This window comes from Arthrobacter sp. ZGTC131 (assembly GCF_002929275.1).
Lineage (GTDB): Bacteria > Actinomycetota > Actinomycetes > Actinomycetales > Micrococcaceae > Arthrobacter.
Map to the genome: position 1 here is coordinate 1 of NZ_PJIK01000022.1, position 20,745 is coordinate 20,745.

Here is a 20,745-nt window from a genome sequence, read left to right on the forward strand (position 1 = left end):
AAATTCAACCAATTCATATAAAATAAACCGGTATCAACAAACTTGGCACACTATTGAGTTCTCAAACAACAGACACACCCGGCACCACCACAACCACACGGTCAAGGATCGCTCCGGAGCAACTTTTCAAACTTACCCGGTTCCAACACACAAAGCAAATCAACGTTTCCGCGATCCACCCGGCCATCGAAACCAGCCCCACCCGCATCCGGCACGCCAAACGACGAACCATATTCCAGGCTGTTCAGAAGGGGATTTGGCCGCCTCCGGTAACCAGCTCCTCGCCGGCCCCCTCTCGGCGACTTAGAAAACAATACACCCACCACACCCCCACCGCAAACCCACCCAAACACACCTCCACAGGGTGCCAGGATCCGCGTCATACCGGGGAAAAACGGTGCGGCGCGAGCGGAAAACCGGGTGCCGGCGTCGTAATTCCGCCTTGTGTGGTGCGTCACCCACAGACGTGCGCCGCACCGATGCGGCCTTAACGCAAAGAAGGGCCGGCAACCATACGGTTGCCGGCCCTTCTCAAGCAGCTGGAATCAGCGGTGCTGGATTACCAGGAAGACTTGGTGATGCCCGGGAGCTCACCGCGGTGAGCCATGTCGCGGAAGCGAACACGGGAGATACCGAACTTCTGGAAGGTACCGCGGGGACGGCCGTCGATGATGTCGCGGTTACGCAGACGGATCGGGGAGGCGTTGCGCGGCAGCTTCTGCAGGCCGAGGCGTGCAGCTTCGCGTGCTTCGTCAGTCGCGTTGGGGTCAACCAGGGTCTTCTTCAGCTCGAGGCGCTTTGCAGCGTAACGCTCAACGATGACCTTGCGCTGCTCATTGCGAGCAATCTTGGACTTCTTAGCCATGTGTTTAGCGCTCCTCTCGGAATTCGACGTGCTTGCGGATCTTGGGATCGTACTTCTTCAGAACCATACGGTCCGGATCGTTACGACGGTTCTTACGCGTTACGTAGGTGTAACCCGTACCCGCAGTCGACTTGAGCTTGATGATCGGACGTACGTCCTTGTCCTTAGCCACTAGAGCTTCACCCCTCGTGCCAGGATTGCGGCGACGACAACGTCGATGCCGCGTACGTCGATGGTCTTAATGCCCTTTGCAGAGACCTGCAGGGTGACATTGCGGCGCAGGGACGGAACCCAGTAGCGCTTCTTCTGAATGTTCGGGTCGAACCGACGCTTGTTGCGGCGGTGCGAGTGCGAAATGCTGTGTCCAAAGCCCGGCTCGGCTCCGGTCACCTGGCAGTGTGCTGCCATGACGACTCTCCTCTGAAAAATAATTGAAACGGCTGGCAGAGTTCTGCGTCACCGTGCGGCAGGCGGCGTCCGCATCCAACCTTCACGCAATTCCGCAGGCCCGAAATCGACGGCGAAAAACCGAGAAATTCCTTGCTGCGGCGAATGCGATGAGCCACGGGCACCGGGCAGTGGAAGCCACTGCGAAGTGCCGGGATGCTGGGCGAATACAGGAATGCACGCAACTTGAGCCCCTAACTACCGGCCTCCGGGGCTGTTATTACTGCCAACAACCACCGTCAACCGGAGCAATTGCACACGCTCCGCGCCACCTAGCGCCCACCAAGTCTACGAGACGCGCCAATTAAAGGCCAATCAGGCGTTATCGGGTGTATAAGGGGCTGCCCGTGCCCGAGCTCATCGGCCCAGGTTTCATGTCAGGAGGACATATCGACCAGTGGGCGGGTGGGGCCGGTTAGAGCCGGGTGAGCTGGCTGTATTTCGGCTGGAGGTTGTCGCCGGAGGACTTGCCGGTGACGCGCCGCACCACCCACGGGGCGGCAAATTCCCGCACCCAGCGCGCGTTGGCCCGGATGGCTTCTACCCTGTTGAGCTCCGGCACCGGCGTCATCGGCGGAACCTCGATGGAGTGATCGTGTTCGAGGACGGTCAGGACGCGCTTGGCCATATTCGCATGGCCCGCGGCGGACATGTGCATCCGGTCCTTCGCCCACATGCCCCAGTCGTAGTACTCGCTGAAGCGCCAGTAGTCGACCAGCAAGGCACCGTGGTCGCCGGCAATCCCCCGGACCAGTTCGTTGTAGATGGCTGTGCGGCCACGCGTGGTGCTGAAAACCTTCGAACCGCGGGAGTCGAAGCCGGTGAACATGACTACCTTGGCGCCCGTGGCGGCCAGTTTGGCGATGGCGGCGTCGTATTCCACCAGCAGGTTGTCGATGTCGACCTTCGGGCGGAGGATGTCGTTCGCACCGGCGTAGATGCTCACCAGCGTGGGTTTGAGCTCGACGGCGGCCTCCACCTGCTCAGCCGTGATTTGGCGGAGCTTCTTCCCGCGGATGGCGAGGTTGGCGTAGCCGAATGCCGGGTCCGCCGACCCGAGTTGCTCTGCAACACGGTCGGCCCAGCCCCGGACTCCGTTGGGGCGGGTTAGATCGTCGTCGCCGACGCCTTCCGTGAACGAGTCTCCAAGAGCGACATACCGGGCCGTGAAATCCATAGGGCAAGTGTGCCATCCGTTGCCGGGAGCAACCAAGACGGCTGGTTGGGGCACTGACAGGTTGGGGCAGTGGGCAGTCAGGCCAGTGGCCGGGACCTCACCGTGCTGGCGCCCTGGTCTGCCGCGCAAACAAGCTCACTGTTCGCGGAGGATCCAGTGGTTGCTGTCCAGCCGCGCCACGATCTTTTCCCCGATGCGGGCCAGGTCGGCAACGTCACGGTCGGTGAGTGCATCGAGGAACAGCGAACGGACGGATTCCACGTGGCCCGGGGCGAGCTCGACGATGGTGGCCATTCCTTCCTCGGTCAGGTGCGCGGTGGTGACGCGGGCGTCCCCCGGGTGGGGCCGGCGCTCCACCCAGCCCCGGTTCTGGAGCTTGGTGACCACGTGGGAAAGCCGTGAAAGCGAGGCGCTGGTCCGCGCCGCGAGTTCGCTCATCGGCAGGAAGCGGCCCTCCGCCTCGGAGAGCATGGCAAGCACGTTGTAGTCGAACAGCGAAACCTTCCCGGCGGCGTGAAGCTGGGTGTCCAGGGCTGCCGGCAGCATGGTGTTGATGCTCAGCTGGGCAAGCCAGGCCCGGCGTTCATTGGCATTGAGCCAGCGCGGTTCGGTCATTACCCCATCCTAGGAGAAAAGAAGCTTGACAGTTCAAGGTGGGTGCCGGCGTTTGCTTTGGGGCTGACTCCGCCGTGCCTGGCTCTCCGGGTAGGCTGGCGGGCATGTACGTAGTTTCCCTTACCTACAAGGTTGCCCAAGACATCGTGGACTCCCACCTGGACGCCCATGTGAGCTGGCTCAAGGACGCCTTCGACGACGGCGTGTTCCTGGCAGCCGGCCGGAAGGTTCCGCGCACCGGCGGCCTGTTGCTCTCCAAGGCGGACCGGAACACCCTCGATGCATCCTTGGCCAAGGACCCGTTCTACACTAACGGCGTGGCCGAGTTCGAAGTCATCGAATTCGCCGCGAACCGGGTTGCTCCCGGCTTCGAAAACCTGCTGGACGAGCCCGGGCCGCAGAACTAGCCCGCTCTTGAGGCCCCGGACACGCTGTCCGGGACGCCGATTCGCGGCCCGCCCGGTCCAATACCGGGCCTGTTCAGCGCGCCCGGCTGGACTCCATGAGCTTCTTCAGGCCGCCTTTGCGCGGAACCCTTACCGGCCGGGGCCAACGCGGGCTGAGGTTGTCTCCCAGCGTGACGCCGCGGAGCTTCCTGCCGAAGAGCGGAAACACCCAGTCGTTTACCCAGCGGCGCTGCCTCCGCTCCCAGTCGCGCAGAGTCACCTTGGCCGGCGGCTCCCACTCCTTGAGAGTGATCTTGTGCGGCACGCCCAGCTGGTCCAGGACCTGCGCCGCCAGATACTTGTGGCCCGCCTTGGACATGTGCAGCCGGTCCGTATCCCACATCCGGCGGTCATGGAAGGCCTCAAAGCACCAGTAGTCCACCAAGACGGCCCCGTATTTGAGGGCGAGTTCGCGCACGCGCTGGTTGTACACGGCGTTCCGCTTCTTCAGGGGCTCCAGCACCGCGGACACCTTGACATCGAAACCGGTGAACAGGACCAGGGTGGCACCCGTCGCCGCCAGCTTGGCCACGAGGGCTTCGTACTGGGCCATGAGGACGTTGATGTCTGTTCCGAAGTCCAGGATGTCGTTTCCGCCGGCATACAGGGTGATGAGCGTGGGCTCCATGGCCAGCGCCGGTTCGAGCTGCTCATCGATGATGTGGCGCAGCCGCTTACTCCGAATGGCCAGGTTGGCGTACTCCCAGCCCGGTTCCGCCTTGGCCAGCTTCTCCGCCACACGGTCGGCCCAGCCGCGCACCCCGTTCGGCAGCCGCGAGCTCCGGTCCCCCACGCCCTCGGTGAAGGAATCCCCCAAGGCAACGAACACACGCCGCCCGTCCCTGTCCGGAAGCAAAGGATATGAACCCACCCGGTAACCCTAACCACCGAAGGAAACGACAGGGTTAACGGCCAGCGACAGGAACCGCGAGAGCGTTACCGATTAGACGACAGGAACTGCGAGAGCGTCCAGAATGAGAGGCCGACGGAATGGTGGCCCGCCCAACGAGCCGCAGCCGGTGGCTTGCTAAGGAGCGCATCGCCGACCAAAGCGGAACGAGGCCGGCCGCGGCCGAGAGGAGCGGCGGGAGGTGTCTAAGCGACGGCAAGCCAGCGGTGAAGGCGGACCCAGCACCGGGCGCAGGAAATGCCTTACAGCTCGGCCTTCCCCTGCCGCCAGTACCCCATGAACGCCACCTGCTTCCGGTCGATCCCGACGTCGCGGACCAGGTAGCGCCGCATGTCCTTGATGACGGCGGCCTCACCGGCGATCCACGCATAGAACGGCATGGCCCCCGCCGGCTTGTCCGGATTCTTGGTGGCACTGATCGCGGCTGTGTCCATGCGCGCCGGCGTTTCCCACAGGATGTCCCGGTCCACGTCGACGTCGTCCGGTTCAGGTCCGGCGGCACCCGCAGCCTTGAGGGCAACCCAGCCCGGGACGGGGACGGCCTTCCGGACCGCGTCCTGAAGAAGCTCCCCGTGGGGCCGGGACCGGCCGATCGCGGCACCGCGCGCCAGCCAGGTGATTTCGACGTCTGCCGCCGTGCGGAGATCGAGGAAGTCAGCTGCCTCCGGCACCTCCAGGAAGACGTGGCCCGTCATGTACTCCGGCAGGCTTTCCAGGATGGCGCTGATGGCCGGAACAGCTGTCTCGTCGCCGGCCAGGAGCACTCGTTGGGCCAGGCCCGGCCGCCACTCGATGCCGGAGTAGGTTTCGGCCGTGACGCAGTGCGCCGCGCGGTTGTTCGGGCCGATCAGGGTCAGGGCGTCTCCCGGCTTGGCGCCGAGCGCCCAGTTCGCGGCGGGACCTCCGTTTCCGTCCGCGTCAAAGTGCATCACGAAGTCGACGTCGATCTCCGGATAGACGGCATCGAGCCTCGCCTGCCGGACTGTGTATGTGCGCATGGAGCCGCGCGTGGCCGGATCCATGGCCAGCCACTCCTGGTACCAGCCGTTTTGCTCCATCCGGAAACTCGGCAGCGGGAGCCGGCCGCCGTCCGGCGCCATTGAGGGGATCATGAGCTTGACCCGCAGGTCCAGGGTGTCCCCGTGCACGCCGAAGTCGCGGAGTGCGTAGCCGCCGAATCTCACGCGCCGGAAGTTCGGGCTCAGTTCCTCCACGGCTGACACAGTGACGTCGAACGCGAGTGTCATGGGCTCCGTGGAGACTGAACGCCTCTCGGCGACTGCCTGCGCGGAGCCTGCGGGGCGACCGGTCAAGGACGCACGGGCAGGGCTGTTCTTTGCTGTGCTCATGAGGCCATCTCCAGGATTGAGGTCAGGGCTTTTGGGGCTGCGTAGTGCCTGCCGAGGGGAATGATCAGCGGCGTGCCGGAGACGGGGTCCGGAACCACCCGGGATTCCAGCCCGAACACGTCCCGCACCAGGTCCTCGGTGATCACGTCCGTTGAGGCGCCCTCGGCCACGATCCGCCCGCCCTTCAGCGCGATGACGTGGTCCGCGTACCGTGCGGCGAGGTTCAGGTCGTGCAGCACGATGGCCACCGTGGTGCCGCGCTGCCGGTTCAGATCGGTGACGAGGTCCAGCACCTCCACCTGATGGGCGAGGTCCAAGTAGGTGGTGGGCTCGTCGAGCAGCAGCACCTCCGTTTCCTGGGCGAGGGCCATGGCGATCCACACGCGCTGGCGCTGTCCGCCGGACAGCTCGTCGACGTTCCGCCCGGCGAGGTCCAGCGTTTCGGTGGCCTCCAGCGCCCGCTGCACCGCGGCGTCGTCCTTCTCGGACCAGCTGCGGAAGAAGCCCTGGTGCGGGTACCGCCCGCGGCCCACCAGGTCGCGGACGGTGATCCCGTCCGGCGCGGTGGGGTGCTGCGGGAGCAGGCCGAGCGTGCGTGCCAGCTCCCGCGCGGGGCGGGAATGGATGTCCTTGCCGTCGAGCGTGACCGTGCCGCCGGCGGGCTTGAGCAGCCGCGACAGCCCGCGCAGCAGCGTCGATTTTCCGCAGGCGTTGGCCCCGACGATCATCGTCACCCGGCCCTCGGGAATCTCCGCGGTGAGGTTCTCCACGACGCGCCGCTGATCGTACTGCAGCGTGAGGTCCCGGGCTTTGAGCAGAGCCATGTCAGGCATCCTTTCGGTTGGAGGTGACCAGCAGCCACAGCAGGAACGGGGCACCGAGTGCTCCGGTAATCACACCGACCGGCAGCACGGTGCCGTCCAGCAGCAGCGGGGCGATGTTGGCGGCAAAGTAGTCTGCCGCCAGGACGATCAGGGCACCGACGAGGGCCGACGCCGGGAGGCTGGACTTGCCGCTAAAGCGGCGCGCGATGGGACCGGCCAGAAAGGCGACGAACGCCACCGGGCCGGCTGCCGCCGTCGCCACCGCGGCAAGTGCGACGGCGGTCATCACCACGCCCAGCCGGGTCCGGCCTACGCGGATTCCCAGTCCCGCGGCGGCGTCGTCCCCGAGTTCGAGGATGCGTAGCGGGCCGGCAAGCAGCGCCGCGGCCGGAATGAGGACCAGCAGCGCCAGGGCCAGCACGCCGGCGCGGTCCCAGCTGGCGGAATTGAGCGATCCGTTGAGCCAGACCAGGACGTCCGCCGCCGTGCGGATGTCCGCCCGTGTCATGAGGAAATTAACCACGGCGTGCAACGCCGCGGCGATGCCGACGCCCGCGAGGATGAGCCGGTTGCCGGCAGCGCTGCCGCCCCCTCCGCCGCCGCTTCCTCCAAGTGAGCCGCTGCGGGAGATCCCGTAGATCAGTGCGGCCACGGCCAGGGCTCCGCCCAGGGCTGCGCCGGAAACGGCCGCCCCGGAGGCGCCGAAGACGACGATGGCTGTGACGGCGCCGGCGCTGGCCCCGTAGCTGATGCCGATCACGTCCGGGCTGGCCAGCGGGTTGCGGAGCATCGTCTGGAACAGCGCGCCGGAGAGTCCGAAGGCAATGCCGATCATGGTGCCGATCACGGCCCGGGGCAGCTTGGCCTCCATCACGATGAAGCTGGCGCCCGGGATCTTCTCGCCGCCCGTGAGGTGCGCGGTGAGGATTCTAAAGAAGTCAAGGATGGTCACCGTGTAGCTGCCCAGCAGGACGCCCGCCGCGAAGAGAAGCACGACGGCGAGGGCCAGGGCCGCTGTCCGGTTCAGCAGCGTCCGGCTCGGCAGCGACGCGCGAACGGGCAGATAATGCCCTGTTTTAGCGGTTTTGAGGGCGTTATCTGCCCGTTCGCGCCCGGTGCCGGGTGCATTTTCTCCCCGTTCGCGCCCGATGGCGGCGAGGTCCGACTTGCTCACAGGCCTGCCCCCTTGCCGCGGCGGACCAGCCAGACAAAAACGGGGGCACCCACGAGGGCGGTCATGATGCCCGCGGGCACCTCGCCGGGAAGCAGCACCACGCGGCCCACCACGTCGGACAGCAGCAGCAGCGCCGGAGCGAGCACCAGCGAAAACGGCAGGATCCACCGGTAGTCGGGGCCGGTCAGGGACCGCACGGCATGCGGGACAACCAGCCCCACGAAGCCGATCGGCCCGGCGAGCGCGGTTGCGGAGCCACACAGCAGGACGATGCCGAGAGCGGTCACTCCCCGGGCCAGGCCAACGCGCTGGCCCAGTCCGCGGGCAATGTCGTCGCCAAGGGCAAGGCTGTTCAGGATCCGCCCGGCCGAGAGCACGATCAGCGCACCGGCCACGAGAAACGGCACGCCGGGCAGCACGACGGACCAGTCACGCCCAGCGATTCCGCCCACCTGCCAGAAACGGAAACGGTCCAAAGTGTCCTGGCTCGAGACCAGGATGACGTTCATCAGTGAGTAGAGGCCCGCACTGAGGGCGGCACCCGCGAGCGCGAGCTTGACCGGCGTCGCACCGTCCCTGCCCATGGAGGCAATGAGATAGACGACGACGGCGGCCACAGCAGCGCCGAGGAACGCGAACCAGATGTACCCGGTCAGCGAGGACACGCCAAAGACGTAGATGCCCGTGACCACGGCCAGCGCGGCACCCGCGTTGACGCCGATGACGCCGGGATCGGCCAGCGGGTTGCGCGCCACGCCCTGCATCGCCGCTCCGGCGAGGCCCAGCGCTCCGCCCGCCAGCAGCCCGAGGACGGTGCGTGGAATGCGTGCGTGCACCACCGCGTGGTCGCCGTTGGCGGGGTCGAACTGCGTCAGCGCCAGCCACACAGTGTCCGGGGACAGCCCGCGGGCGCCGACGGCCAGCGACGCGGCGCAGGCGACTCCAAGCACGACGACGGCGGCCAGCAGCCACGCGGCCTGCGGGCCACGCGCGCGCCCGCGCCACGGACCGCGAACTGGCAGGTGATGCCCTTGAGCGCCGGATTTGGCGTCATTAACTGCCAGTTCGCGCGGGGCGGGTGCCGCCGTCGTCGTGCCTGATGTCATGGAGTGCTGACTACTTGACCGCGTCGGCTGCCTTGGCGAGCTGCGGCAGGAACGTGTCCAGCGACCACGGCAGGCTCAGCGGCGAGGAGGCCGAGATGGACAGGGTGAGCGTGTTGTCCGAGTCGGCGACCATGGCGCCGTTCTTGACGGCCGGGATCTGGCCCAGCAGCGGATCCGCCTTGATGGATTCGGTGGTCTTGGAGTCCGGAACCCAGGTCACGAAAATGTCGGACTCGAGCTCGTTGGCCTTCTCCGCGGACCACTCGATGAAGAACTCCTTTGAGCCCTTCGACTTTTCCTCTACAATCGGCGCCAGCTGCATGCCGATCGCGGAAAGGAACTTCGGGCGGTTGTCGTTGGCGGTGTACACATTCACGCCGTTACTCTTGGCCGGCTCGAGGTTTCCGTAGATGAAGCTCTTGTCTGCGAGCTGCGGGTAGGCGGCGACCTTTTCCTTGATGGTGGCCTCGGTGTCGGCGATCAGCTTGGTGGCCTCGGCTTCCTTGCCCAGGGCCTTGCCGATGATGCTGGTGGAGTCCTGCCAGGAGGTGCCGTAGGCCAGCTCAGGATGCGCAACGACCGGCGCGATCTCGGTGAGCTTCTTATAGTCCTCTTCCGTCAGGCCGGAGTAGGCGCCCAAGATGACGTCCGGGTTGAGCTTGGCGATTTCGGTGAAGTTGATGCCGTCCGCTTCGGAGAACTGCGCCGGCGCCTTGTCCGAGCCGAAGCCCGCGCCGAGCTTCTCCAGCGCGGCGTCCTTCCAGGGGGTGGAGCCCTTGTCGTTGCCGCCCCACTCGTTCTTGGGCACGCCCACCGGAACCACTCCCAGGGCGATGGTGACGTCGTCGTTGACCCAGGACACCGTGACCACGCGCTTCGGCTGTTCCTTGATGGTGGTTTCGCCAAAGACGTGCTTGATGGTGACAGGGAACTGCGCACTGGCTGACGTCGTCGCGCCGGCGTCGGAGGCCGAGGAGACAGGCCCGGTGGAGCAGGCGGTCAGCGTGAGGGCCGCGGCGGCCAATACTGCGGTGGCCTTACCGGCGGTCTTGAGCAGCGTTCGGCGGGTGGTGCCGGCGCTGCCGCGGCCGGCAAGCGGGCCGGAGAAGAGGGGGGAAGTCACGGAACTCCTTAGGTCATTGATGCAAACCCAAGTAAGGCTAGCCTATCCTCGCAAAGATTACGAAAGGTTTGCGTCACGTAATTGCCGGCTGGCGCAGAGCTCCCAAAAAAGCGCTGGTTGAGCTTGCCGAAACAAGCTCAACCAGCGCTAAGAACCAGCGGGAGGGTCAGCGGTAGGTAACGCTCAGCAGCAGCGCCTTGATGGCCTGCCCCTCGTCGCCTGCGAGCCAGGACTTGGCCGCTGCGTCGTTGGCGAACGGCTTCTCGATGAACTGCGCCTCGGCCACGAGCACTTCCTTCCCGATGCGGATGATCCCGTCGAGCGCCATGCCCTTCCCGGCCTGCGGCGCCCCGGCTGTCAGGTGCATGCGGTACGTGGAGTTGGTGTCCATCCGGTCCACGTAGAAGGAGTAGTGCGCGGCGGGGGCCGGCTGCTTCTGAAGGCCGGGGACAGGTGCGGACTCGAACACGGTCCGGGTTACCGGATGGGTCACGCCGTCGGCGATCAGCCCCGAATAGACAGTGACCTGCTTGGTGCCGGTGGCGTCGTAGACGGTGGCCGTCCGGGAGGTGGATGGCTTCACGTCACCGGTGAAGAGTTCCACCTTCCAGTCGGCCGGGTGCTTGAAGGACAGCTTGCCGTCCGGGAATGTGTACGTCGCCAGGGCGGCCGGAGCGGCAGCTGACGACGACGGCTTGCCGGCGGTCGTCGTCGGGACCGCCGTGGCGGGGGCAGGGGTGGCCGGCGAAGTAGTGGCAACGCCCGCTGGCGACGCGGTGCCGGAAGACGCCGGCTGGGCGACTGCGCCGCAGCCGGCCAGGCTCAGTGCGGCGGCGGTCGCGAGGGCTGCGATGAAGGGATGCAGGTGTGCAGGACGCATGATGGTGCCTTTCATGAAGGACGCCGTCAAGCCCGGAAGGGTAGCTTTAGCCCGCCGCGTGGGAGTGTTGATGACCCTGGTGGAGCGTGAGGCGAAGAGTTGATGCAAAATACGATCGCACGCAGGAGCGGGCCCCCACTAGGCTTCGCACAGTAAATCCATCGATTTGTTATTTTCGCCGAGTGAAGGTCACGATGCGTGACCGGCGCCGCATCCAGGGGCTAGCGGAGCACGATGTCCACGGGGTTGGCTTCGGACCGCCACTGCCCCTCGGCGCCGGGCTTCGGCGAGATCACCGGGGCGGTCAGCACGCCGGAGCGGTTGGTGCGTTTGTCGCGGAGGATTTCCGTGACGGAGCCGAGGTGCCGGGACAGGTCGATCACGTTTTCGGGGGCAGCGAGGAGCAGCTGGAAGCCGAACTCGTGCAGCGCCTTGATTCCGGCGCCCGCGAATTCTTCGGAGGCCAGCACGAAGGCCTCGTCCATCATCACTGTGCCGTAGGTGGTGAAGCCCTGTTCGGCGATGCCCAGCTGGTAGCTCAGCGCCGCGGCCATGATGAACGCGGTGAACCGCTGCCGTTCGCCGCCGGACATGGATCCGGTGTCGGCGTGCATGAAGACTTCGGTTTTCGCGCCCGCGCTGGCGGCGCTCTGCTTCTCCGGCGCCTCCACCTCGCGGTGCTCCTTGCACTGGATGAACAGGTGGCCACGGACGTCCAGCACCTCGGCGCGCCAGCGCCGGTCCTCCGGAGCCTGCGAACCCAACCGCTTCACCAGCGTTTCCAGGGACTTGTAGCGGTTGGTGAGCTCGGCGTCGTCGTCGGTTTCCGCGCCGGCCGCCGCGGACTTGCCGTGCCGCGTGTGCCGGGTCTTCAGCGCGTTCTGGATGGCGTCCTTGAACTGCTTGGCGGTGGCCGGCAGGGTCTGCTTGATGTCCAGTTCCAGGAAGCTTCCCTCGTGGAAGTTGACCTCGGACAGGATGCCGTTCAGCGGCAGGATGCGGCTGGTGATGGAGCGGCGTTCCTCGTCCAGCAGGTGCAGCAGCGTGCTGAACGATTCATGCGTGCGCTGGTTGAAGAACTGCCGGAACTCCGCCTCCTGGGCGGGCAGCCCGTCGCTGACGATCGCGTGGTAGCGGGCCTCAAACTCGCCGGCCGCCCCGATGGACGTGCCGTGGTCGGCGGAAATGGCGGTGCCCCACTCACGCACGAAACCCTCAAAAATCCGGGTCAGCCGCTCCGAAGTCGCCTGGCCGCGGGATTCCGCGGCGTGGAGCTCGCCCAGCAGCTGGGTCTTGACCCGGACGGCAAGGTTGTCCAGTTCATGCATCTCCGTGACGTCCCCGAATCCCGCGAAGTACGGTTCCAGCGCCGTGACCGTGGAGGCCGACGGCGGCGCCTGGCCCAGGCGGGTCCGCGCGGCTTCCAGCAGCGAATCGGAGGCGGTGAGCTGGTGGTCCAGCGCCTTGTATTCGCTCTGGAGCACGGCCGCCGCTTCGGTGCTGGACTGGTGCTTCTGGCGTGCCGCTTCGATGTTGGCCCGGAGCGGTTCGAGGTCCGCCTGCGCGGCCAGGGCGTCCTTGAGCCGCTGCTCGATACGGGCGAGCTCGTCCGCGGCCACCGCAGCCGAGACCTGCTCCCACGGCCGGTGGTCGTCAGCCACGCGGCGCAGGGCCTCGAGCTGCCGGGACATGCCCTGGTGGGACTCTTCCCGGCTTTGGGCCAGCTCGGCGGCCTTGGCGAGTTCCTGCTGGAGGTCCGCCACCTGGCCGGCCACGAGTTCCAGCTTGGACGCGTTGTCGAATCCGAGGACGTAATCCTGCCGGCTGGTGAAGCGGTCGTCCTTCTCCACGGTGTGGCGGTTGCGCTTGACCACGCCGCCCAGGCTCAAGCCCTTGTCCAGGCCGGCCAGCTCGTCCGGGTTTTCCACGCACGGGTAGGCGAAATCGAGGGCAATGCGTTCGCGGACCCATTCCCCCGCGGCGGCGTTGTGCCCGGCAGTGAGGATCTCCAACTTGGTCAGCAGGTCGCCGTCGGACACGTCCTCCACAGCCAGCGCCGCGCCGGCGAGCGGCTTGGACACGTCCACGGCGCGAAGGGCACCGCGGACGGAGTGGTCATTCAGGTACCTGGTCACGGCAGCGAAGTGCTCGCCGGGAACCAAAAGCGTGGTGGCCAGGTTCCGCAGGGCGCGCTCGGCGGCCGGCCGCCACTGCTCCTGTCTTTCCGCGAGGTCGATGAGCTCGCCGCCGAAGGGCATCTGCTCCTCGGGAACACCGGTGGCGGCCGCGATGGCGGTGCGGTTTTCAATGCTCGACGGCGGCAGCAGCGACTTGCGCGTCTTCAGCGACACGAGTTCCTGCTCCGCCGCGGCAAGCTCGCGCTTCTTCGTGGCGTGGCCGTCGAAGGCCTCGAAGCGCAGCTCTTTCAGGGCCTCCGAATCGTCCTTGAGCTCTGCGGAGCGCGCGGCTGCCTGCTCGTGGGCCTGTTCCCAGCCCTCTGCCGTCCATTCCAGTTCCAGGCCGGCGTCGCTCAGTGCCTGGCGGGCGGAATCCTCCACCTGCTGGCGGAGTTTGAGCCCCACCCTGGCGTTCTCGAGCGACTGCTCGATCGAGGAGATGGCGTTGCCGCCCTGGTTGTTGTAGTCCGCTTCGAGCTGGCGCAGGTCCTTGGCCAGGCCGTCCCGGACCGCGCGTTCGGCACTGAGCTCCTTGGCCTTGGCCTGGGAGAGCGCCTTGAAGCGGGCCAGGGTCTTCTCGTGGACCGCGACCGCAAGTTGCTGCTTGTAGGCCTCGAACTCCTCGCCCGCGAGTTCCCGGAGCCGGTTCGCGTCCAGCAGCGCCTGCGCGTATTCCTTATTAAGGCCCGGCACCGGAGCCAGCTGGTCGCGCTGCTGGCGGACGTCCTCCAGCCGCTGCCGGATGGACATGAGGTTGCTGAACTCCTCGACGACGTCGTCCGCCGCAGCCAGCGTGGCCGGGGCGTCGAGGACCTGGTCGCGGAAGAAGGTGTTGACGCTTCCGCCGAGGCCCTTGCCGGCCTGGATCACCCGAAGCAGCGGCAGGGCCTGGTCCGAGTTGATGCCCAGGAGGCGGCGGAACCTCTCGGCGAAAGCCTTGTGGACGTCGAAGACCTGGGCGTCCGGGAAAATGGCCTCCAGCGCCGCCTTGGTGAAGCGCTTCTCGGCGATGTCCTCGATCGCCGGAAGGTCCAGCGGCTTGTTGTCGATCAGGTAGTACCGGCCCACGCTCGATTCCGTGCCGTTCTTCGGCAGGTCGAACAGCGCGGACACCGTCACCTTGGTGCCGGCCGCGTTGTCGAACGTCAGGGCGACGGCGGACCAGGTGGCACCCGGGCGCTGGAAGGCGCTGGCCGAGCCTTCGCCCACTGCCTTGTCGCCCACCTTGCCGCGCATGTACGTGAACGTGGTCCGCTTGTCCTCCACGGCGCCGCCGGCGCGCTGGGCGGCGGCCTCGTTAGAGCGGGGCCGGGCGTCAAACACCCGCAGCATGGCGTCGAACAGGGTGGACTTGCCGACGCCCGAGTTCCCTGTGAGCAGCGTGCCGTTGCGGTCCACGTGCATCGTGTGGGCGCCATGGAACGTGCCCCAGTTGACCACCTGGACGAGGGCGAGGCGCATCTGGCCCGGGTTGGTGAGCTCACCCATAGGCAGCATGGTTGCGATGCTCACTTGGCTTCCTCCACGATGGTTGCCTCAGCATCGTCCTCAGTGTCGTCATCTGAGCTAGTGGAATTCTCGCCGTCGAGCTCTATCAGTGCTTCGGTTCCCGTGGGGTCTGTTGTGGCTGCGACCAGGGCTTCGATCTGGGCGGGGATGTCGCCTATGTTTTCGAAGGGGAGGGCGAGGGGCAGCGCGTTGGAGATGGTGTAGACGTCGTCCAGGCCGGTGGTGAGCAGGAGCTGGCGGGCGAGGAGCTTGGTGATGGCCCGGTTGACCACGTCCGAATCGCGGAGCGCGTCCTGCTGGCCTGCCGGCTGGTAATGGGCCACGAGCTCGGCGATTTCCTCGCGCGTGATGGTGGGGTCAGTCTGGGCCGTGACGTGGCGGTCCAGGAGGAGGCGGAGCCGGAGCAACACGATGGTTTCGACGCGACTCAGGGCGCGCTGCTGGCGCAGGATGCTGGAGCGCGTGCTGCCGCCGATGGCCTCGGGATCAACCGGCCGAACGACGGCAATCTTGCGCTCGTGGTCCAGCTGCAGGGTGAGGAACAGCTCGGAGAGGCGGCTGCGGAGGATCAGCTGGTTGTCCAAGAGCGTGGTCCACAGTTTTTCGTCGCGGCCGCCGTCCACGTACGGGCCTTTCAGCAGCTTCACCAGGGCCTGGCGAACCTTCATGGACAGCACACCGGTGTCGCCTGGGAACAGGGCGGCGCCGTCAACGAAGGTGTCCCGGGGCGTTACGCCGCCGCTGATTGAGCTTGCCGAAATCCTGGCGTCCTCGGTCTCGACAGGCTCGACCAGGGGTGCAGGCTCGTCCACCGGCGTTCCCGTCGTCGTTATCTCTTCAGTCATCGGAATCCTTCTTGAGCGTGACCACCGGCAGGTATGCCGTGCGGGTGGTTCCGTCTATCTGTTCGAAGTCGAGGGCGTCCACGGCTGCGTGGTCGAAGCGGGCGCCTTCGTGGAGGGCGTGGGACAGGAGGGCCCGGATTGAGTTGATGTGCTGCTCCTCGGGCGGGAGCTGCCCCCAGGCCTCGGCGAGAGTGGAGGCGCCGGCCGCGGCGGCGCGGATGGCTCCCGGCTTTGCCTTGCCCGTGCGCGGCGAGCGCACGCGGTCGGAGTCGCTGAAGGCGATGGGGTCGGCGAGCTTGGGCGGGGCCGCGAACTCGTCGGGATCGAACAGCTTGACCATGGCCAGCGATTCGAAGCCGGCGTTGAACAGCACGGGCCCCCGGACCAGGCCCGGCCGCTCGCGTTCGTAGGGCAGGGAACGGATGGCCTGTTCGGCTTCCCGGAGCACCTTGCGGAGGCGCACCGACTGGCGGAAGTCGTCGCTCTGGACGTAGGTGTTCAGGCTCTCGCTGAGCTTGCCGTAGATGCGCTGGATCTGGCTGTGCTGCTGCCGGAGCTCTGCCACAAGGTTCTTGAGGGTTTCCCGGTCCTCCGGCGAGAGGTCGTCCGCAAACTGGCGGCTGAGCACCTCGCCGATCGCCGAACGGAACCGCAGCTGCTGCTGCGGGTCCTCGAGGAAGGCCGTGAAGGAGCGGAAGGTCCTGCCTTCGGGGCTTTGCCGCAGCCGCTTGTCCGCCTCCAGCACCTGCGCCATAGTGGCACCCTTGCTGAGGGACTCCTCGATGATCTGGTTCCGGAGCTCGCCCACCAGCTCCTCGATCCGGTCGCGCATCTTTTTGTAGTCGGCGGGCAGGCTGGCCGCGAGGTCCAGGATGTTGCCGGCGGCTTCCACGGCCTGGTCGTCGTCGAGCAGTCCGTCGAAGTCGCCCGAGGTGATGTCCTGGATCAGCTGGCGGCGTTCGCCGATCTCCTCCTGCAGCGATTCCAGCCGGGCGGTCTGGTCCGGGTTGGTCTCGTTGGCGAGTTTCTCCACATCGCCCAGCAGCGTTCCCAGCCGGGACCCGTTCAGGGTGGAGCGTTCGCTGGAAAGGCTGTCCAGGAAGGCGAGCACCCTGGCTGCCGGTTCGGTGACCTCGTAGACGATCTGCCCCGACTGGTTCCGCCGGGTGAGGAACTGGCGGCGCGTCCACTCGTCGCCGAACGATTTGCCGTTGGCGCCGCCACCCAGCCCGGGGTCCTGGCGGCGGAGCTGCTCAAGGAAGGAGTCGACGTCGGCATGGAACTGCTCCAGCGGAAGCTGCGGGCGCGTGCGGGTAAAGGACGCCTGCAGCACCGCGATGACCCAGGGGGCGGAACGCGTGAGGGCCCAGGCTGGTCCCTTGGTGAGGAGCTCGAGGTCCCGGAGCCGTGCGCTGATGGCGTCAGCGGAGGACGTGGCGGACCGGGGCACACACTCTCCTTCAGTAGCTTGGGGATCTTTTCGGCGTTGGAAACCTGAAAACGGCCAAGTACAAGGTTAACGCAGAGCGACTTCCATCCCACCGCCGGGCGCGAGGCGCCCATGTTGACCGGGAAGCAACGTTACGGCTGTGACTGGTGAGGCTGCTGAGACAAAGCCGTGACCTACGGGGCAGTATGATTTCGATCCCGTATCAACGGCTCCAACTCGCACTGCAGACGGTAGCCCGGGCTCACGGCAGGCCCTACGCTCGTGCTACTGATCCAACCGCAGCAAAGGCGCAGGGGGAAGCATGCAGTTCGACCTAAGTGCAGTGGAGACGGCCACCTTGGTGTTCATCGGAACCTTGGCTTTTGCCCTGGTGCTCGTCTTGTTCGTGGCGGCGGCGGCCTTCGCCGCGCTGATCCTGGTGGGCGTGGGGCGGCTCGCATGGCTGATCGTGGCCGGCACGCTGGTGGGCCTGGTCCATGGCATCAACGATTCGTGGGACAGGCTGGTGCACCATGCCTCCACAGTCGAGCTCCCGGGCGACTTTCAGGGCCAGCCATCCCCTAGCACGGGTACTTACCCGCGAGTAGCATTGAGGGACAGCTGAAGGGTTCTCCACCCGCGGCGGACCCAGGGCTTGAGCCGGTCATCCGGTTAGAGGAGATGCCCCGTGAGCTCCGCCACTGACAGTCAGGCCACCGAGGATCCAGCCCGGGCCAAGGGCCCCGGCACCATCCCGCCCATCGACAGCCCCGCGTCCGAAACACCGGTCGCCGCCGAGAAGCTCGGGGCCGGTGCCTCCGCCGAGGACGCCCGCGCCATTGCCGAAGCGGCGCGCGAAACCGAATGGGGCAGGCCCAGCTTCGCTAAAGGCCTGTACCTCGGCAGCTTTGACCTGGGCCTCATCCACCCGTGGCCTGCGGCCAGGGCAGAGGACGTGGAACGAGGCGAGGCCTTTATGGAGCGGCTCACGGAATTCTGCCGCTCCATGTCCGGCCGCGTGATCGAGCGCGACGCCAGGATCCCGGACGAATATTTGAGGGGTCTCGCCGAACTCGGCGTGTTCGGCATGAAGATCCCGCTGGAGTACGGCGGCCTGGGCCTTTCGCTGGTCTACTACGGCCGGGCGCTCGCGCTGCTTGGCTCCGTCCATCCCAGCCTCGGCGCGCTCCTTTCGGCGCACCAGTCCATCGGCGTCCCTGAGCCGGTCAAGGTGTTCGGCACGCCGGAGCAGAAGCAGGAATACCTGCCGCGCTGCGCGGCCGGGGCCATCACCGCGTTCCTGCTCACCGAGCCGGACGTCGGCAGCGACCCCGCCCGGATGGGCAGCACCGCTGTTCCCACGGACGACAGCGAAGCGTACGTCCTGGACGGCGTGAAGCTTTGGACGACGAACGGCGTGATTGCCGAGCTGGTGGTGGTGATGGCCGTGGTGCCGCGCCACACCGACGCCGACGGGGCCGTCCACAAGGGCGGAATCACCGCCTTCGTGGTGGAGATGGACTCCCCCGGGATCACCGTGGAAAACCGCAACGCTTTCATGGGCCTGCGGGGAATCGAGAATGGCGTCACCAGGTTCCACCAGGTCAGGGTTCCGGCAGCCAACAGGCTGGGCCGAGAGGGCCAGGGACTGAAGATCGCCCTCACTACGCTCAACACGGGGCGGCTGTCCCTCCCGGCACTCTGTGTCGCCACCGGCCGCTGGAGCCTGAAAATCGCCCGCGAATGGTCCAACGCGCGTACCCAGTGGGGCCGGCCGGTGGGCAAGCACGAGGCAGTGGGCAAGAAGATCGCTTTCATTGCCGCCACGGCCTTCGCCCTGGATGCGGTGTTCGAGCTCTGCGCGGAAATGGCGGACGCGGGGCAGAAGGACATTCGGATCGAGGCCGCGCTGGCCAAACTGTGGTCCACCGAGATCAGCTGCCGGATCGCCGACGAGCTGGTGCAGATCCGCGGCGGGCGCGGTTTCGAGACTGCCGATTCGCTGGAGGCCCGCGGCGAACGGGCTGTCCCCGCGGAGCAGCAGCTTCGCGACCTCCGCATCAACAGGATCTTCGAGGGCTCCTCGGAGATCATGAAGCTGCTGATCGCCCGCGAGGCCGTGGACGCCCACCTTGCCGCCGCAGGAGACCTGGCCTCCGCCGAAGCGAGCCTGTCAGACAAGGCGCGCGCCGCCGTCGGGGCTTCCGGTTTTTACGCGAAGTGGCTGCCGAAACTGGTGGCCGGGGCGGGCATGGACCCGCGTTCCTACAGCGAGTTCGGCCGGCTGGCCAAGCAGCTCCGTTTCGTGGAGCGGTCCTCGCGGCGGCTGGCCCGGCAGACGTTCTACGGCATGGGCCGCTGGCAGGCCGGGCTCGAGCACAAGCAGGCGTTCCTGGGGCGGATCGTGGACATCGGCGCCGAGCTCTTCGCGATGGCGGCGTCCTGCTCGCGGGCGGAGATGCTGCTCCGCACGGCGCCGGAGCGCGGGGCCACCGCGTTCGAACTCGCCGAGGCCTTCTGCGAACAGGCGCGCGTTCGCGTGGACGAATACTTCGACCAGCTGTGGAGGAACACCGACGACGGCGACCGACAGCTTTCGCGAAAGGTCCTCGCCGGCGGCTACGAGTGGCTTGAGGCAGGGGTTCTGGACCAGTCCGAGGGCACCGGGCCGTGGATCGCCGACGCGTCCCCCCGGGCGACGGTGAAGGAGAATCTGCACCGCACGTACCGGTGATCATGCAGGCAACAGGCCTCCCAACTGGAAGGACGGCGCGGAAACCCAAATACTAAGCTTCCTTGCTATCGGTCATTGAACGGAGTTAGCTAGAAGTGAGGCCAGGGCCGCAGCCTAGGCATTGCGTTGCCCGGCTTAGACCTTGAGCCTGGTCCGTCCAATGAAAGTGAGAAGTTCCATGAGCAACTCAATAGGCTCCGAGGACAGACGCCCCCGCCGCACCTCCGGCGCACAGCGCATGCCCGGTGATCAGCGCATTCCCGGCGAGCAGAACGCCGCCGAAGCGAACCCCGCCGAGCCCCGCACCGAAGCCACGCCCGTCTACGACGCCACGCAGGCCCGCGGCACGGGCGGCGGCCGTACGGCGACCGGCGGTACACCCGGGGACACCGACACCAGGACCCTGGACACAAGGGACACAGACGCCCGGAACAGGGACGCCGCCCACCGCGATCTCAGCGACAGGGACCCCAGGGAACCGTACGCCGAGCGGGATTACACCCCCGACGCCGGCTCCGCCGACACCCCCCACACTGATCCCGGCCTCGCGACGCGGGAGATGGCCGCCGCGCGCGAAAAGGAGGCTTTCGGCGGGGTCAAGGTGGGCTCGGCCTTCTTCGGCTGGTTGGCCGCCACCGGGATGGCCGTGCTCCTGACGGCCCTGGTCGGGGCAGCCGGAACGGCCGTTAGCCTCGCGACGAACACCGATGTCAACGTGGCGGTCGGCCAGGCGGCTTCGGACCAGACGGTCGGCATCGTGGGCATCGTCGTGCTGCTCGTCATCCTCTTCGTCTCCTACTACAGCGGAGGCTACGTGGCTGGGCGGATGGCCCGCTTCAACGGAGCCAAGCAGGGCATGATGGTGTGGATCTGGGCACTCATCGCCGCCGTCGTGGTGGCGGTGCTGGGAATGATCGCCGGTGAGCGGTTCAACATCCTGGCCCAGCTGAACAGCTTCCCGCGCATTCCCGTCAACGAGGGCCAGCTCACCACCACCGGCATCATCGCCGCCGTCGTGGTTGCAGCAGTGGCGCTGGTGGGCGCCGTCCTGGGCGGCCTGGCCGGCATGCACTTCCACCGCAAGGTGGACCGTGCCGGGTTCACCCCCACGGCGGACTATGAGGAGCGTTAGCGG

General features: G+C 66.8%; 20 protein-coding genes. 5 read left to right on the forward strand and 15 right to left on the reverse strand.

All coding sequences use genetic code 11. From position 1 onward, the window contains the following. Window positions 1–307, forward strand: a 307-nt coding sequence (locus tag CXQ90_RS22705; RefSeq protein WP_219816721.1) for a hypothetical protein, incomplete at its 5' end; no start/stop codon positions are given. Between the two features lie 252 nt (window positions 308–559). Here CXQ90_RS22705 and rpsN read toward each other — a convergent pair. From rpsN to CXQ90_RS19800, 5 genes are all read right to left on the reverse strand, one after another. After that, window positions 560–865: a 30S ribosomal protein S14 gene (gene rpsN, locus CXQ90_RS19780; RefSeq protein WP_003798555.1), complete on the reverse strand. Its 306-nt coding sequence runs from the start codon at window positions 863–865 to the stop codon at window positions 560–562. 4 nt (window positions 866–869) lie between these two features. Then, entirely contained in the window at window positions 870–1,037 is a 168-nt protein-coding gene (rpmG, locus tag CXQ90_RS19785) for a 50S ribosomal protein L33 (protein ID WP_078026306.1), read from the reverse strand. Continuing rightward, window positions 1,037–1,273 (reverse strand): 50S ribosomal protein L28, encoded by a 237-nt coding sequence (gene rpmB / locus CXQ90_RS19790; RefSeq protein WP_050687447.1) that lies wholly within the window; start codon window positions 1,271–1,273, stop codon window positions 1,037–1,039. Before rpmB ends, rpmG begins: the two co-directional genes overlap by 1 nt. A gap of 454 nt (window positions 1,274–1,727) precedes the next feature. Beyond that, on the reverse strand, window positions 1,728–2,489 hold the full coding sequence (locus CXQ90_RS19795; RefSeq protein ID WP_104141063.1) for an SGNH/GDSL hydrolase family protein: 762 nt from the start codon (window positions 2,487–2,489) through the stop codon (window positions 1,728–1,730). Between the two features lie 135 nt (window positions 2,490–2,624). Then, entirely contained in the window at window positions 2,625–3,104 is a 480-nt protein-coding gene (locus CXQ90_RS19800) for a MarR family winged helix-turn-helix transcriptional regulator (RefSeq protein WP_104141064.1), read from the reverse strand. 104 nt (window positions 3,105–3,208) lie between these two features. Here CXQ90_RS19800 and CXQ90_RS19805 point away from each other — a divergent pair, with 104 nt between their 5' ends. Next, window positions 3,209–3,511 carry a YciI family protein gene (locus CXQ90_RS19805; protein ID WP_104141065.1) on the forward strand — a complete coding sequence of 101 codons (303 nt, stop codon included), beginning with the start codon at window positions 3,209–3,211 and terminating at the stop codon, window positions 3,509–3,511. Window positions 3,512–3,584: 73 nt separating this feature from the next. On the opposite strand, the gene CXQ90_RS19810 is transcribed toward CXQ90_RS19805, so the two are convergent. The 10 genes from CXQ90_RS19810 to CXQ90_RS19855 all read right to left on the reverse strand — a co-directional run bounded on the left by CXQ90_RS19810 (window position 3,585) and on the right by CXQ90_RS19855 (window position 16,897). Then, the gene (locus CXQ90_RS19810) at window positions 3,585–4,421 is read right to left on the reverse strand and encodes an SGNH/GDSL hydrolase family protein (RefSeq protein ID WP_104141066.1); all 837 of its coding nucleotides are present in this window, start codon (window positions 4,419–4,421) and stop codon (window positions 3,585–3,587) included. 281 nt (window positions 4,422–4,702) lie between these two features. After that, window positions 4,703–5,707: a siderophore-interacting protein gene (locus tag CXQ90_RS19815; RefSeq protein WP_258064639.1), complete on the reverse strand. Its 1,005-nt coding sequence runs from the start codon at window positions 5,705–5,707 to the stop codon at window positions 4,703–4,705. A gap of 98 nt (window positions 5,708–5,805) precedes the next feature. Then, complete coding sequence (locus CXQ90_RS19820; RefSeq protein WP_104141068.1) at window positions 5,806–6,633, reverse strand: ABC transporter ATP-binding protein; 828 nt, start codon at window positions 6,631–6,633, stop codon at window positions 5,806–5,808. 1 nt (window position 6,634) lies between these two features. Further along, complete coding sequence (locus CXQ90_RS19825; protein WP_104141102.1) at window positions 6,635–7,696, reverse strand: iron chelate uptake ABC transporter family permease subunit; 1,062 nt, start codon at window positions 7,694–7,696, stop codon at window positions 6,635–6,637. Between the two features lie 107 nt (window positions 7,697–7,803). After that, window positions 7,804–8,913 carry an iron ABC transporter permease gene (locus CXQ90_RS19830; RefSeq protein ID WP_258064631.1) on the reverse strand — a complete coding sequence of 370 codons (1,110 nt, stop codon included), beginning with the start codon at window positions 8,911–8,913 and terminating at the stop codon, window positions 7,804–7,806. A gap of 10 nt (window positions 8,914–8,923) precedes the next feature. Next, window positions 8,924–10,036, reverse strand: a complete 1,113-nt coding sequence (locus CXQ90_RS19835; protein ID WP_104141069.1) for an iron-siderophore ABC transporter substrate-binding protein — start codon at window positions 10,034–10,036, stop codon at window positions 8,924–8,926. Between the two features lie 166 nt (window positions 10,037–10,202). After that, window positions 10,203–10,916 carry a hypothetical protein gene (locus CXQ90_RS19840; RefSeq protein ID WP_258064633.1) on the reverse strand — a complete coding sequence of 238 codons (714 nt, stop codon included), beginning with the start codon at window positions 10,914–10,916 and terminating at the stop codon, window positions 10,203–10,205. 221 nt (window positions 10,917–11,137) lie between these two features. Next, on the reverse strand, window positions 11,138–14,605 hold the full coding sequence (locus tag CXQ90_RS19845) for an ATP-binding protein (RefSeq protein WP_104141071.1): 3,468 nt from the start codon (window positions 14,603–14,605) through the stop codon (window positions 11,138–11,140). Beyond that, the gene (locus CXQ90_RS19850; RefSeq protein WP_104141072.1) at window positions 14,602–15,447 is read right to left on the reverse strand and encodes a DUF4194 domain-containing protein; all 846 of its coding nucleotides are present in this window, start codon (window positions 15,445–15,447) and stop codon (window positions 14,602–14,604) included. The genes CXQ90_RS19845 and CXQ90_RS19850 overlap by 4 nt, the downstream gene beginning before the upstream one ends. Further along, complete coding sequence (locus tag CXQ90_RS19855; RefSeq protein WP_104141073.1) at window positions 15,440–16,897, reverse strand: DUF3375 family protein; 1,458 nt, start codon at window positions 16,895–16,897, stop codon at window positions 15,440–15,442. Before CXQ90_RS19855 ends, CXQ90_RS19850 begins: the two co-directional genes overlap by 8 nt. A gap of 301 nt (window positions 16,898–17,198) precedes the next feature. On the opposite strand from CXQ90_RS19855, the gene CXQ90_RS19860 reads away from it, so the two are divergent. From CXQ90_RS19860 to CXQ90_RS19870, 3 genes are all read left to right on the forward strand, one after another. Beyond that, window positions 17,199–17,501 carry a hypothetical protein gene (locus CXQ90_RS19860; RefSeq protein WP_104141074.1) on the forward strand — a complete coding sequence of 101 codons (303 nt, stop codon included), beginning with the start codon at window positions 17,199–17,201 and terminating at the stop codon, window positions 17,499–17,501. Window positions 17,502–17,636: 135 nt separating this feature from the next. Beyond that, a complete protein-coding gene (locus CXQ90_RS19865; protein ID WP_181038645.1) occupies window positions 17,637–19,610 on the forward strand; it encodes an acyl-CoA dehydrogenase family protein in 1,974 nt (657 codons plus the stop codon). A gap of 178 nt (window positions 19,611–19,788) precedes the next feature. Beyond that, window positions 19,789–20,742, forward strand: coding sequence for a hypothetical protein (locus CXQ90_RS19870; protein WP_104141075.1), 954 nt, complete (start codon window positions 19,789–19,791; stop codon window positions 20,740–20,742). Window positions 20,743–20,745: the final 3 nt, after the last annotated feature.

Excerpts from the sequence above, each read along its gene's own strand:
- rpsN (WP_003798555.1), bottom strand. The coding sequence starts at position 865 with ATGGCTAAGAAGTCCAAGATTGCTCGCAATGAGCAGCGCAAGGTCATC.
- rpmB (WP_050687447.1), bottom strand. The coding sequence starts at position 1,273 with ATGGCAGCACACTGCCAGGTGACCGGAGCCGAGCCGGGCTTTGGACAC.
- CXQ90_RS19795 (WP_104141063.1), bottom strand. The coding sequence starts at position 2,489 with ATGGATTTCACGGCCCGGTATGTCGCTCTTGGAGACTCGTTCACGGAA.
- CXQ90_RS19800 (WP_104141064.1), bottom strand. The coding sequence starts at position 3,104 with ATGACCGAACCGCGCTGGCTCAATGCCAATGAACGCCGGGCCTGGCTT.
- CXQ90_RS19805 (WP_104141065.1), top strand. The coding sequence starts at position 3,209 with ATGTACGTAGTTTCCCTTACCTACAAGGTTGCCCAAGACATCGTGGAC.
- CXQ90_RS19815 (WP_258064639.1), bottom strand. The coding sequence starts at position 5,707 with ATGACACTCGCGTTCGACGTCACTGTGTCAGCCGTGGAGGAACTGAGC.
- CXQ90_RS19820 (WP_104141068.1), bottom strand. The coding sequence starts at position 6,633 with ATGGCTCTGCTCAAAGCCCGGGACCTCACGCTGCAGTACGATCAGCGG.
- CXQ90_RS19830 (WP_258064631.1), bottom strand. The coding sequence starts at position 8,913 with ATGACATCAGGCACGACGACGGCGGCACCCGCCCCGCGCGAACTGGCA.
- CXQ90_RS19840 (WP_258064633.1), bottom strand. The coding sequence starts at position 10,916 with ATGCGTCCTGCACACCTGCATCCCTTCATCGCAGCCCTCGCGACCGCC.
- CXQ90_RS19850 (WP_104141072.1), bottom strand. The coding sequence starts at position 15,447 with ATGACTGAAGAGATAACGACGACGGGAACGCCGGTGGACGAGCCTGCA.
- CXQ90_RS19860 (WP_104141074.1), top strand. The coding sequence starts at position 17,199 with ATGCAGTTCGACCTAAGTGCAGTGGAGACGGCCACCTTGGTGTTCATC.
- CXQ90_RS19870 (WP_104141075.1), top strand. The coding sequence starts at position 19,789 with ATGAGCAACTCAATAGGCTCCGAGGACAGACGCCCCCGCCGCACCTCC.